This is a genomic window from Variovorax sp. 01T439_2 (genome assembly GCF_056398445.1).
Map to the genome: position 1 here is coordinate 1 of NZ_JBFTPJ010000051.1, position 12,323 is coordinate 12,323.

15 protein-coding genes are annotated in these 12,323 nt (G+C 68.0%); 11 read left to right on the plus strand and 4 right to left on the minus strand.

The annotated features are described in order from the left end of the window. From AC1DOC_RS04275 to AC1DOC_RS04285, 3 genes are all read left to right on the plus strand, one after another. Positions 1–596 (plus strand): alpha/beta fold hydrolase (locus tag AC1DOC_RS04275; protein WP_478129443.1); only part of this gene is annotated, 596 nt, incomplete at its 5' end. A 19-nt stretch (positions 597–615) separates the two neighbouring features. After that, positions 616–1,215 (plus strand): hypothetical protein, encoded by a 600-nt coding sequence (locus AC1DOC_RS04280; protein WP_028253948.1) that lies wholly within the window; start codon positions 616–618, stop codon positions 1,213–1,215. Between the two features lie 31 nt (positions 1,216–1,246). Further along, positions 1,247–1,561: a GNAT family N-acetyltransferase gene (locus tag AC1DOC_RS04285; protein WP_062364795.1), complete on the plus strand. Its 315-nt coding sequence runs from the start codon at positions 1,247–1,249 to the stop codon at positions 1,559–1,561. A gap of 20 nt (positions 1,562–1,581) precedes the next feature. Here AC1DOC_RS04285 and AC1DOC_RS04290 read toward each other — a convergent pair whose 3' ends face one another. Next, positions 1,582–2,286, minus strand: coding sequence for a YoaK family protein (locus AC1DOC_RS04290; protein WP_478129444.1), 705 nt, complete (start codon positions 2,284–2,286; stop codon positions 1,582–1,584). Between the two features lie 206 nt (positions 2,287–2,492). On the opposite strand from AC1DOC_RS04290, the gene AC1DOC_RS04295 reads away from it, so the two are divergent. Then, positions 2,493–3,938, plus strand: coding sequence for a catalase (locus tag AC1DOC_RS04295; protein ID WP_028253949.1), 1,446 nt, complete (start codon positions 2,493–2,495; stop codon positions 3,936–3,938). An 18-nt stretch (positions 3,939–3,956) separates the two neighbouring features. On the opposite strand, the gene AC1DOC_RS04300 is transcribed toward AC1DOC_RS04295, so the two are convergent. Together AC1DOC_RS04300 and AC1DOC_RS04305 are read right to left on the minus strand one after the other, a co-directional pair. After that, a complete protein-coding gene (locus tag AC1DOC_RS04300) occupies positions 3,957–4,748 on the minus strand; it encodes a helix-turn-helix transcriptional regulator (protein WP_436302031.1) in 792 nt (263 codons plus the stop codon). 249 nt (positions 4,749–4,997) lie between these two features. Continuing rightward, positions 4,998–5,975 (minus strand): LysR substrate-binding domain-containing protein, encoded by a 978-nt coding sequence (locus AC1DOC_RS04305; RefSeq protein WP_015865518.1) that lies wholly within the window; start codon positions 5,973–5,975, stop codon positions 4,998–5,000. A 187-nt stretch (positions 5,976–6,162) separates the two neighbouring features. On the opposite strand from AC1DOC_RS04305, the gene AC1DOC_RS04310 reads away from it, so the two are divergent. From AC1DOC_RS04310 to AC1DOC_RS04335, 6 genes are all read left to right on the plus strand, one after another. Continuing rightward, the gene (locus AC1DOC_RS04310) at positions 6,163–7,515 is read left to right on the plus strand and encodes an MFS transporter (RefSeq protein WP_015865517.1); all 1,353 of its coding nucleotides are present in this window, start codon (positions 6,163–6,165) and stop codon (positions 7,513–7,515) included. Positions 7,516–7,525: 10 nt separating this feature from the next. After that, a complete protein-coding gene (gene uraD / locus AC1DOC_RS04315; protein WP_015865516.1) occupies positions 7,526–8,053 on the plus strand; it encodes a 2-oxo-4-hydroxy-4-carboxy-5-ureidoimidazoline decarboxylase in 528 nt (175 codons plus the stop codon). Positions 8,054–8,095: 42 nt separating this feature from the next. Next, on the plus strand, positions 8,096–8,614 hold the full coding sequence (locus AC1DOC_RS04320) for a hydroxyisourate hydrolase (RefSeq protein WP_478129445.1): 519 nt from the start codon (positions 8,096–8,098) through the stop codon (positions 8,612–8,614). A gap of 30 nt (positions 8,615–8,644) precedes the next feature. Further along, positions 8,645–8,980, plus strand: coding sequence for a hydroxyisourate hydrolase (gene uraH, locus AC1DOC_RS04325; RefSeq protein ID WP_015865514.1), 336 nt, complete (start codon positions 8,645–8,647; stop codon positions 8,978–8,980). Between the two features lie 21 nt (positions 8,981–9,001). Beyond that, positions 9,002–9,478, plus strand: a complete 477-nt coding sequence (locus AC1DOC_RS04330) for a nucleoside deaminase (protein WP_015865513.1) — start codon at positions 9,002–9,004, stop codon at positions 9,476–9,478. 104 nt (positions 9,479–9,582) lie between these two features. Then, the gene (locus AC1DOC_RS04335; RefSeq protein ID WP_015865512.1) at positions 9,583–10,692 is read left to right on the plus strand and encodes a mandelate racemase/muconate lactonizing enzyme family protein; all 1,110 of its coding nucleotides are present in this window, start codon (positions 9,583–9,585) and stop codon (positions 10,690–10,692) included. A 33-nt stretch (positions 10,693–10,725) separates the two neighbouring features. On the opposite strand, the gene AC1DOC_RS04340 is transcribed toward AC1DOC_RS04335, so the two are convergent. Then, a complete protein-coding gene (locus AC1DOC_RS04340) occupies positions 10,726–11,643 on the minus strand; it encodes a LysR substrate-binding domain-containing protein (protein ID WP_020610574.1) in 918 nt (305 codons plus the stop codon). Between the two features lie 85 nt (positions 11,644–11,728). On the opposite strand from AC1DOC_RS04340, the gene AC1DOC_RS04345 reads away from it, so the two are divergent. Then, positions 11,729–12,323 (plus strand): threonine aldolase family protein (locus AC1DOC_RS04345; protein WP_478129446.1); only part of this gene is annotated, 595 nt, incomplete at its 3' end.

A 12,323-nucleotide genomic window follows, 5' to 3' on the forward strand; every position in this document is an offset into this window, starting at 1 on the left:
ACATCGCGGAGCTGGTCGAGACGCTCGACCTCAAGGACGTGGTGCTCGTGGGCTTCTCGATGGGCGGCGGCGACGTGGCGCGCTACATCGCGCGCAAGGACAGCGCACGCGTGGCGAAGCTCGCGCTCATCAGCGCCGTGACGCCGCTGTTCATGAAGACGCCCGACCATCCGGTGGGCCCGGATGCCTCGCTCTTCGCCGGCATCCGCGCCGGGCTGGCCGCGGACCGTCCGCAGTTCCTCGACGACTTCAGCACGCTCTTCTACGGCACCAACCGCCCCGGTGCGAAGGTCTCGCAAGGCATCTTCAAGCAGACGCTGCAGATCGCGCTGCAGGCCTCGGCCAAGGCCACCATCGACTGCGTGACCGCGTTCTCCGAAACCGACTTCCGCCCCGACATGGCGAAGATCGACGTGCCCACGCTCGTGATTCACGGCGGCGACGACCAGGTCGTGCCCCTGGAGGCCACGGGCAAGCTCGCGGCCGAGATGATCAAGGGCAGCCAGCTCAAGGTCTATGCCGGTGCGCCGCACGCCACCTGCACCACGCACAAGGACCAGGTGAACGCCGACCTGCTGGCGTTCATCCAGGCCTGAGCGTTCGGCGGACGCGGGCATGCAAGGCGCCTACGGCGATCTCCTGGGGCGGTACTTCGAGCTGCCTTGCGCGCCCGCCCTCGTCATGCTGCCGGCGCCGACGACGCCCTTCGTCGCCACGCGCATCACCTGCCTGCCCGACCAGCTGGGCATGAAGCAGGAGATCCCGCCGCAGGACGCCTTTGCCGTGACCCTGCACCTTGCCGGTGTGAGCCACCACGAGCTCTGGGTGCGGGGCCGGCCTTCGGTGGTGCGCGGCTATGCGCCCGGGGCGATCAGCATCGTCGACCTGCGCGACGAGGTGGCGAGCTACCTGGGCAGTCCGCTGGATGCCCTTCACTTCTACGTGCCGCGCGCGCTGGTGGATGCCGTGACCGATGCGGCGGGCCTGGCGCGCGTGAGCGGCATTGCCTGCATGCCGGGGCTGGTCGATCCAGTGATGGAAAACCTGGGTGCGGCGGTGCTGGCCTTGCTCGAGCGGCCGCAGCGCGCAAGCTCGGCGACGAGCGAGCACCTGGCGATCGCGATCTGTGCGCACCTGGTCCATCGCTTCGGAAGCACGGCCGACGGCGATGCGGCCGCGTCCTTGGCGCCGCGGCATTCGCGGTGCATGCACTGAACGCCACCCCTTTCCATTCGAGACCCTTCTCATGACCACGCCTTCTTCACCCTCCGTCCAAGACAACCCGTCCAAGCACCGTTTCGAATTCGAATCGCAAGGCGAGCGCGCGGTCGCGATCTACAGCCTGGCGGGCGACGTCATCACCTTCATCCACACGCTGGTGCCCGAGGCGCTGCAAGGCCAGGGCGTGGCCCGGCAGCTGGTACTCGCGGGCCTGGCTTCCGCGCGCGAACGGGGCCTGCGCGTCATTCCACAATGCCCGGTGTTCGCGGCCTACATGCGCTCGCATCCCGAGACGCACGACCTGCTGGCCGACGAAGGCCGCGCGCTGCTGGGCCTCTGAGCCGCCGGGCCGGAGCTTCTTCAGTGGTGGGGGCCGGGCGCTTCGGCGGCCTCGCCCTCGTGCGTGGCGCGCTGGAGCAGCACGGCGCAGGCCGCCAGCACCGGCGGAACCACGAAGCACCAGACATTCAGCTGGCTGTAGATGAGCGCGGCGGCGGCGCAGCCCGCGGCGAACACCGCGACGCTGGCGGCCATGCGCCGCAGCCGGGCGCGCGCCACGGCGGCTTCTTCCGGCGCCAGGCCGCGCAGCAGGTCGGCGATGTCGATCATCACCTGCGTGGTCGTGCCGGTCATGAGCGTGGTCGGCGGGGCGCTGCCCAGATGCAGCCGGTGCACGGCGTTCTGGATCGCCATGGCCRACACCAGCGACATGCCGGTGAGCATCGCGAGGCCGCTGTCGCTGTCCTTGAACGGGCCGTAGCAGATGGCAAAGGCCGCGCCCGCCGCCAGCAGCAGCGTCTTGAGCACCAGCATCGTGCGCAGCACCGGCAAGCCCAGGGCGGGCAGCCCGTGGCCGAGCCATCGCGCGAGCACCACCACGGCGCAGAACACCGGCAGCGCCACCAGCTTGGTCAGCGCGCCCGAGGTGCCATGCACCAGCGCCGCGCCGATGGTCACGAAGTTGCCCGTGACATGGGCCGTGAACAGGCCCTGCAGCGCCAGGAAGCCGGCAGTGTCCACGAAGCCGCCGTTGAGGCTCATGAGCAGGGGGAGGGAGGGTTTCATGAAGTGACCTTCGCGTGAGGAGGAGGAAAGAGGCGGGAATGCGCGGCCCATGGTGCGTCATTTCGCACGCACCGTCTTGTCGGCTTGGCGGCTGCTTTGCACATTCGTGCGCACCCGGTGCATTCAAGGCGGGCGACTCTTGTTCAAGACACGGGCGAGCCGGCGCGGTACACATCCCGTCGAGACATCCCGCAGCAAGAATTCCAATGACCCACCCCCACAGCCGACCCCCGACCCTGACCACCGCGGGCGGCGCGCCCGTCGCGGACAGCCAGCACTCGATCACCGCGGGCCCGCGCGGGCCGATCCTGCGGCAGGACTACCAGATGAGCGAGAAGCTGGCCTACCTGGCGCGCGAACGCATTCCGGAACGGGTGCTGCATGCCAAGGGCGCGGCCGCCTTCGGCACGCTGCGCATCACGGGCGACGTCTCGCGCCACACGCGCGCACGGGTGCTGCAGCCGGGGCAGTGCACGCCCGTGCTGGTCCGCTTCTCTGGGCTGACGGGCGAGCAGGGCTGCGCGGACGCCGAGCGCGACCTGCGCGGCTTCGCCATCAAGGCGTACACCGAGGAAGGCAACTGGGACCTGGTCGGCAGCCACCTGCCGGTCGCCTGCATCCGCGATCCGCAGAAATTTCCCGACCTGGTGCGGGCGCTGAAGCGGCATCCGGTGCGGCATGTGCGCTCGCCCACGGCGATCTGGGATTTCTGGTCGCTGTCGCCCGAGAGCCTGCACCAGATCGTGATGCTGTTCTCCGACCGCGGCCTGCCGGCGGGCTTTCGCCACATGCACGGCTATGGCGCGCATGCCTTCGGGCTGGTCAACGCGGCCGGCGAGCGGGTCTGGATCAAGTTCCATCTGCGCACGCTGCAGGGCATCCGGTGCCTGACCAACGGGGAAGCCCGCGAGCTGATCGCCGACGACCGCGAAAGCGCGCAGCGCGATCTGTTCGACGCCATTGAACGAGGCGAGCTCCCGCGCTGGTTGCTGCAGGTCCAGCTGATGAGCGAGGCAGAGGCAGCGCAGCTGCCGTTCAACCCGTTCGACGCGACCAAGGTCTGGCCGCAGCGGGAGTTTCCACTCGTCGACGTCGGCGTCCTCGAGCTCGACACGAACCCCGACAACTACTTCGCACAGGTCGAGCAAGCCACCTTCAATCCCGCCAACATCGTGCCCGGCATCTGCTTCTCGCCCGACAAGCTGCTGCAGGGGCGGCTGCTGGCCTATGCCGACGCGCAGCGCTACCGCGTGGGGACGCACCACGAGGCCCTGCCGGTGAACCGGCCCCGGTCGCCGGTGCACACCTATCACGCCGACGGCGCGATGCGCCTGGACGTTCCCGCCCGCACCGATGCCTACTACGAGCCGAACTCGTTCGGAGGACCACGCCCTGACCGCACGCTGGCCGAGCCGCCGCTGCCCCTGGAAGGCGATGCCACGCGCTTCGATGACCGCCAAGGGCTTGGAGACCATGCACAGGCGGCGGCCCTGTACCGCAGCATGGACGAGGGCCAGAGACAGCGGCTGTTCGAGAACATCGCCAGCTCGATGGCGGGTGTGCCCGAGCTGATCCAGCGGCGCCAGGTCGCGCACTTCCGGCTCGTCGACGCCTCGCTGGGCGAGGGCGTGGCCGGCCGGCTCGGTCTCTAGCGCGGCTGAGGGCGATCCCTAGTTTTCAACCCGCATCCTGCGCCGCCAGATGCCTGGCGGGACCCCGGAATGCCGGGAGAAAACGCGGGTGAAGTGGCTTTGATCGGCAAAGCCGCAGGCCGCGGCAATCTCGGCGAGCGAGGTATCGACGTCCATGAGAAGTGCGCGCGCGTGCTCCAGCCGCTGCGCAATCAGCCATTGATGGGGGGTGTGGCCGGTGGTCTCGCGAAAGGCATGAATGAAATAGCTGCGTGAAAGCCCGCACGCGTCGGCGATCTCGGTGATGGAAATGCGGCCGTCGATCCTGTTGCGCAGCATCTCCTTGGCGCGCGCCTCGTGCGAGCGCGAGAGGATCCGATTCGTTCTCGGCTCGGTCGTGGCTGCGCCGCCGTAGGTTTCGACGAGATAGCTCGTCATGGCAACGCTCAGCTGTTCGACGAACAGCATGCTTGCGCGTGCGGGGTCCTCGAGTGCCGGCGCCAGGGCCTCTGCGAGATTGAGCAGCACCTCGTCCCGCACGCCGGCCACATGGGCGAGGCTGCCGACGCGCTTGCCTGGTTTTTCCTCGATGGCCCGTTCGAGGCTGGCCTGCGATATCTCGAGCAGCACGAAATCGAAAGGGCGCTGGATGTCGGCACGATAACGTTCGGCGAAGCCGCGAATGTAGATCGATCCCCTGTCGAAATCGTGGCACGAGGCATGCCGCCCGGCCACGATGCGCCGGCTGTGGCCATCGCGCATCGAGATGCCGAGCAGCACGCCGCGAGCGCTGGGCTCCGTCTCCACCTGGTGAAGTTGATGCGTATCCATCGTCTTGCGAAGGATTGCGACCCCGTTCGCACAGAGGCCCTGATCCCGTTGAAGGTGGCCGGACATGCACCCCAGCGTGTCTTTGGGGACAGGACCGAGGCGCTGTGACGGAGAAGCTTCCTGTACCGACGGGGACATATGCCTGCTTTGTGCGAAATTATTCATGCCGTGCGGCAGGCCCGGGTGGGCCTTCAGGGTCGCGTTCTTGAATGGGGAAACCGCTGCGAGGACGCCGCAAAGCGGCCGATGCTACTCCTCGATTGTCCCGCCTGCAGATGGACCGCTCGCCGATCCCGGCGCCGCCTGCGCCAGGTGGCCGCCCACCGTCGAGAGCAGGCTGCGCAGCCAGCGATGCGCGCCCTGGTGCTGTGAGCGCTCGTGCCACAGCTGGTAGAAGCGCATGCGCGGAAATCCTTCGGGGGCCGCCACGCTCACCACCGGCAGGCTGCGCGTGAACTGCTCGGCAAAGTGGCGCGCGGTGGTGAACACGAGGTCGCTCTCGGCCACCAGGTAGGGCGCCATGGCGTAGTAGGGCACGAAGACGCGCGCATCGCGGGTTTGCCGCAGCCCGGCCAGGTGGCTGTCGACCACCGCGCGATGCGACTTGGCAAACGGCGTGGGCACCACGTGGGCGGCTGCCAGGTAGCGCTGCAGCGTCATCGCGCCCGGTGCGGCCAGCGGGTTGCCCGGACTCATCATGCAGACCAGCTCGTCCTCGATCAGCAGCGACAGGTGCATGCGCTCGGGCGGCAGCGGCCAGTTGCCGATCACGATGTCGAGCTCGCCCTGCGCCAGTGCGCGCTCGTAGTCGTAGCCGGGCGTCAGCGGGTGGATCAGCAGGCGCGCCTGCGGCGCCTCGGCGCGAAAGCGCGCCACCACCTCGGCCATGAAGCTGGCGGCCAGGTAGTCCGGCGTGGCGATGGTGAAGGTCATGGTGCTGGCGCCGGGCTCGAAGCGCTCCGGCCCGGCCAGCATGCGATCGATCTCGCCCAGCACCTCGCGTGCGCTCTCGCGCAACTGCAGCGCCCGCGCGGTGGGCACCATGCCGCCGCGCTCGCGCACCAGGATCGGATCGCCGAAGGCATCGCGCAGGCGCCGCAGCGCTGCGCTGATGGCCGGCTGCGTCTGGTTCATGCGTACCGCGGCGCGCGAGACGCTGCGCTCAGCCACCAGTGCCGCCAGCACGCGCAGCAGGTGGATGTCGACAAGGTCCTGGCTTCTCGTCATTTGTCTTCTAGGGGTTCGACCGGATGGCGTGCCTTGCCGGGGCACGACCTATCGCGCTGGTTTATGCCGCACATTCCGCGCACCGTGCGCGCGCCGGGGCCATTGTGCCTACAGTGGCCCCGCAGGCGGCGTTCCCTTTTGGCGGAGCGGTCCGCAACGCCCCACATCCAGGACCGAGGAGATACGCATGACATCCACCGCAGCGGCAGCACCCGTTCGGCTTTCCGCCGCCCCGTCCGAACTGGACGGGGTCTACCGCAAGATCATCTGGCGGCTCATCCCCTTCCTGATGCTGCTGTGGGTGCTGGCCTGGATCGACCGGGTCAACATCGGGTTCATCAAGCTGACCATGCTCGACGAGCTCCAATGGAACGAGGCGATGTACGGCCTGGGCGCGGGCATCTTCTTCCTGGGCTACTTCTTCTTCGAGGTGCCCAGCAACCTGCTGCTGCAGCGCATCGGGGCCAAGAAGACCATCATGCGCATCACGATCGGCTGGGGCCTGACCTCGATCGCCACGATGTTCGTGAAGACGCCGGAGATGTTCTATTTCCTGCGCTTCGTGCTGGGGGTGTTCGAGGCCGGCTTCTACCCCGGCATCATCCTCTACCTGACCTACTGGTTCCCCAATGACCGGCGCGCCAAGGCCTTCGGCATGTTCATGTCGGCCTCGGCCTTCGCTGGCGTGATCGGCGGCCCGATGGCCGGCACCATCATGACCGGCATGCACGGCCTGAACGGCTGGTCGGGCTGGCAGTGGGTGCTGCTGCTGGAGGGCATTCCCTCGGTCGTCGCGGGCTTCGTCACCTATTTCTACCTGACCGACCGGCCCGAGCAGGCCCATTGGCTCACGGCACGCGAGCGCCAGTTGGTGCATGAAGACCTGGAGCGCGACGGCCGCTCGCTGGGCCAGCGCGAACACGGCATGCTGGCCTCGCTCAGGAGCGGGCGCATCTGGCTCCTGATCCTGATCTTCTTCTGCATCATCGCGGCCAATTCCTCGCTGACCTTCTACGGCCCCACGCTGGTCAAGGAAGTGGGTTTCACCAGCCCGGTGGCGGTGGGCTGGATCATGGCCGTGGCCTACCTGTGCGGCGCCGCCGGCATGATCTGGAACGGCTTCCACTCCGACAAGCAGCAGGAATCGCGCTGGCACTGCGGCCTGGCCGCTGCGCTGGGCGCGGTGTCGCTGCTGGGCGTCGCGCTCTTCCTGGGGCACAGTGCGCTGGCGGTGCTGGTGGGCCTCACCTTGGCCATTGTCGGCACCATGAGCGCCATCCCGGTGTTCTGGCAGATGCCCAACCGCTTCCTGGCCGGCACCGCGGCGGCCGGCGGCGTGGCGCTGATCAACTCCATCGCCAACCTGGCCGGCTTCGGCGCACCCTGGATGCTGGGCCTGATCAAGACCTCCACGGGCAGCCTCTCGTCAGGCCTCTACGTGGTGGCGGCAATCGAGATCTGCGCCACCTTGCTGATCCTGGCCTGCGTGCCCGCCTACCGCAAGCAGCCGGCCGCCGCAGCAGCCGCCCCCGCACGTTGAGAACCAACCGATGACCCTCACCGCCACCCGCCTGAACCTGGCCGCGCTCAACGACATGGACCGCGACGCTTTCGTCGCGGCCGTCGGCCCGGCCTTCGAGAACGCCCCCTGGATCGCGCAGGCCGCCTGGACGCGCAGGCCCTTCGCCAGCATCGATGCGCTGCATGGCGCCATGCTCGACGTGGTTCGCCAAGCGCCCCAGGAGCACCGCCTCGCCTTCCTGCGCGGCCACCCGGAACTGGCCGGCCGCGAGGCCCGGGCCGGCACCATGACGGCCGAGTCCGTCGGCGAGCAGCGCAGCGCAGGCCTCGACGCGCTCAGCCGCGAAGAGCTGGGCGAGATGCAGCGCCTGAACCGCAGCTACCGCGAGCGCCATGGCTTTCCTTTCATCATCGCCGTGCGCCGCAATACCAAGGATCAGATATTCGAGGCGCTGCGCATGCGTGCGGCGGCGAGCACAGAGGCCGAGCACCGTGCCGCGCTCGAGCAGATCGGCTTCATCACCCGCGGGCGCATCGACGCCCTGGTGGACGGCTGAGGCCTTGTCGCCAGCCCCCCTTCACAACGACAGGAGACAACCATGGCGAATCAAGTCGTATCCMATCCCGCGCGCAGGCAGTTCGCGCTCTCGGGCCTGGCCCTGGGCGCGGCGGCGATCGCGTCGCGCGGGGCGCTGGCGCAACAGCCGAATGCCGCGCCGGCCGGCCCTGCCCGGGCAAGCGGTCCCATCCTGCTGCACGGCGTGAGCCCGCGCCTGACGGTGCACGCGCTGGACACCTTCCACGGCGCGGCCGCCACCGGCCTGCGCATCGACTTCTCCCGCCTGGAAGGTGGCAGCTACAAGCTGCTGCGCAGTACCGTCATGAACGCCAACGGCCGCTCCGACGATCCGCTGCTGGTCGGCGAGAGCTACCAGGCGGGCGACTACGAGCTGCTGCTGCACGTGGACGACTACTTTGCCGGCAGGAAGGCCGTGCTGCCCGTGCCGCCTTTCCTGACGAAGCTGCCGGTGCGCATCCGCGTCGCCAACGTTGCCGAGCGCATCCACCTGCCGATCCAGTTCGGCCCCTGGAGCTACACCTATTCGCGCGGAAGCTGAGCGCATCGCATTCACGACAGAGGACACGACATGACCGGCATCTCGACGCATGTGCTCGACATCACCAACGGCCGGCCCCTGGCGGGCCTGCAGGTGGAGCTCTACGACATGGCGACCCATCCGCCCACGCGGCTGAACAACACCCGCACCAACGCCGACGGCCGCACCGATGCGCCCGTGCTCGCCGCCAAGGATGCGCGCACCGGCCACTTCGAACTGCGCTTCCACGTCGGCGATCACTTCAAGGCCGCCGACGGGCTCTCGGACGTGGTGCCCGTGCGCTTTTCCATCTTCGACGCCGCGCAGCACTACCACGTGCCGATGCTGTGCGCACCCTGGTTCTTTTCAACGTATCGCGGCAGCTGATCGCCGCAGGAGTTCCGACCGATGTCTCAGCCCGATCCCAACGCAGAAAAATACATGCTTGACGCCATCCGCCTGGCCATGCGGAACGTGCGCGAGCGCAGGACCTGGCCCTTCGGTGCCGTGCTGGTGCGCGAAGGCAAGGTGCTGGCCCGGGCCGTCAACGAGGTCGACGCCCTGTGCGACCCCACGGCCCACGCCGAGATGCAGGCCGTGCGCATGGCGGCCAAGGCGCAGGGCGGCACGGACCTGTCGGGCAGCGTCGTGTACGCCAGCGGCTACCCGTGTCCCATGTGCCTGACGGCCATGTTCCTGGCCGGCGTGAAGGAGGTCTGCTACGCCTACTCCAACGAGGACGGCGAACCGCACGACCTCTCGGCCGAACGCGGCTACCTGGAGATCGCGCGGCCGATCGAGCTGCGCGAGATGCCCGTGCGATCGCTGCCCGTGCGCGACGAAGGCGAGGACCTGTACGACGCCTGGTCACGCGCGACGCGCTGACATGCTCGCGGCCGCCAAGGCCGAGGCGTTCCCGGGCTCGAGACTCGAGGCCGTGGGAGCTACCATCGCGTCGTCGTTCAAACGGCCGCTTCAAGGAGAGGTCCATGCGTTCCATCGCGAAAGTCACGAGCCAGCTCTTCAAGGTTCCCCTCGCTGAAGTCCTGACGGACGCCAAGCACGGCGCGCACACCCATTTCGAACTGGTGACTGCAACGGTGGTGCTTTCGGATGGCAGCCGGGGCACGGGCTACACCTACACCGGCGGCAAGGGAGGACATGCGATCAAAGCCATGATCGACCACGACCTGGCGCCCGCGATGATCGGCATGGACGCGGCGGATGTCGAAGGCATCCACGATTTCAGCCAGTGGCATGTGCACTATGTCGGCCGCGGCGGCATCGCGTCGTTTGCGATCTCCGCGATCGACATCGCGCTCTGGGACCTCCGCGGCAAGGCCGCAGGCCAGCCGCTCTGGCAACTGGCGGGCGGCGCTGCGGACACCTGCAATGCCTACTGCGGGGGCATCGACCTGGCGTTTCCGCTCGAGAAGCTGCTGGACAACGTGCGCGGCTATCTCGCCAAGGGTGCCGGCGGCGTCAAGATCAAGATCGGCCGCCCGAACCTCGACGAAGACATCGAGCGCATCCGGGCGGTGCGGCAACTGATCGGCGACGGCATGGCCTTGATGGTGGATGCCAACTACGCGATGAACGTGGACCAGGCCATCGCTGCGGCCGAGCGCATCAAGCCCTTCGGTGTCCTGTGGTTCGAGGAGCCGACCATTCCGGACGACTACCGGGGCTATGCGCGCATCGCGGCCGCGACCGGCGTTCCGTTGGCAATGGGCGAGAACCTGCACACGATCCATGAATTCGATCATGCGTTCGAGCAGGCGCGGCTCTCCTTCATCCAGCCGGACGCCTCGAACTGCGGCGGCATCACGGGTTGGCTGAAGGTGGCCGAGCGCTCGCGCCGCCACGGGATCCCGGTGTGCTCGCATGGCATGCAGGAGTTGCATGTGAGCTTGCTGGCGGCGCAGCCGAACGCAGGCTGGCTGGAGATCCACAGTTTTCCGATCGACGAGTACACGATGCGGCCGCTGGTTCTTGAGAACCATCGCGCCGTGGCACCGGACGAGCCGGGCGTCGGGGTGGACTTCGACTGGGCGAAACTTGCGCCGTACCTGGTTGATCCGTCCCGGGGCTCTTCGTGAAAACTGCGGCGAGGCCGCGTACCAGCGCCACCCTCAGCTGCGGTACGGACGAATGTGATCCAGTTCGGATTCGATGACCCCGCGCACGACTTCCTTGAAGGCTGACACAAGCCGGGAATGAGGCGCATCGGGCGCGAGCAGGAGCGCAAGGCGCACGGTGATGGCAGGCTTGAAGGGCCGCACCTCGAAATCGAGATTGCGCTGCTCATCGAGCGCCGCCAGCGGATTGATCACGCTCACGCCCAGGCCCGCAGCGACCAGCGAGCAGACGGAGGCGCCCAGGTCGGACTCCAGCACCGTCCGGGTCTTGACGCCTGCGGCGGCCAATACCTGGTCGATGCGTTCCCTCGGGCCGCTGCCCAGCGGGAACGAGATGAAGGCTTCGCCGTCCAGGTCCGAGGCACGAACCTGCCTGGCCCGTGCCAGGCGATGTTCCCTGGGAAGCAGCGCGACGCAATCCATGCCCAGCAGCGTTTCGACGCACATGCCGGGCGGATCATCGCCATACAGGATGGCGAGGCCCAGGTCGCACAGGCCCGAGCTCACCCAGGTGTCGACGGTCGCGGCCGCGCCGGAGTGGATCGTGACGAGCGTCTCGGTGTGCTCGCGCTTGAACCGGACGACCGCCTGGCTGAGGACGCCTCCGGCAATTCGCGCCATGGCGGCCACCGCCAGGCGGTCGCCGCCGAACGTCCGGATGTTCGATGCCGCGGACTCCAGGCCCTGCAGTCCGGCGAAGGCCTTCTCGACTTCCTGGAAGAAGCGTTTGCCTTCGAGCGAAGGCGCCAGGCGCGTGCCGCTGCGTTCGAAAAGCGCAAACCCGATGATCGCTTCCAGCTGCGAAACAAGGCGGCTCACTTGGGGCTGCGAGGTGTGAAGCCGCCGCGAGGCTTCGGTCATCGACCCCGTCTGCACGACCACCCGGAAGGCCTCGATGTGCTTCAAGGTCATGCGTCGGCTGCTCATATCAATATTGTATGGCGCGCCGTTGAGTACGCATTTGCAGTATTGGTCGCCCGAAAGAATACTTGCGTCCATGCCTGACAGAACCCTGCACTTTGCCGACGCCGGACTGCCGCGCAGTCCATGCGCGGCTGGCGCCGTGGTGGACCTGCGCAGCGACACCGTGACGCTGCCGACCCCGTCGATGTACGCCCGCATGCAAACAGCCGCGCTGGGAGACGACGGCCTGGACGGCGACCCGACCGTGCGCGCGCTCGAGGCACTGGCGGCCAGCATGCTGGGCAAGGAATCTGCCCTGTATGTACCGACCGCCACGATGGGCAACCTCCTGGCCGTGCTGTCGCAGGCGGAGCGCCGGTCGCAGGTCGTGCTCGAGGAGTTCGCACACATGTTCGTTTCCGAGCGCGGCGGCGCCGTGTTCAGCGGCGTGACCTATACCGGCATTCCGGGCGTGGCTGGCGCAATGGACCTGGAGAGCCTGGCGCTGGTGCTGAAGTCGTCCGGCGAATTGCGCACGGATCTGGTCTGCATGGAAACGACGCACGGCAACGCGGGAGGAGCGGTGCTGCCGCTGGACCACATGCAGGCGGTCTGGAAGGCATCCAGCGAGGCCGGAGTGCGCGTCCACCTCGATGGCGCCCGGCTCTTCAATGCCGCCGTGGCGCTGA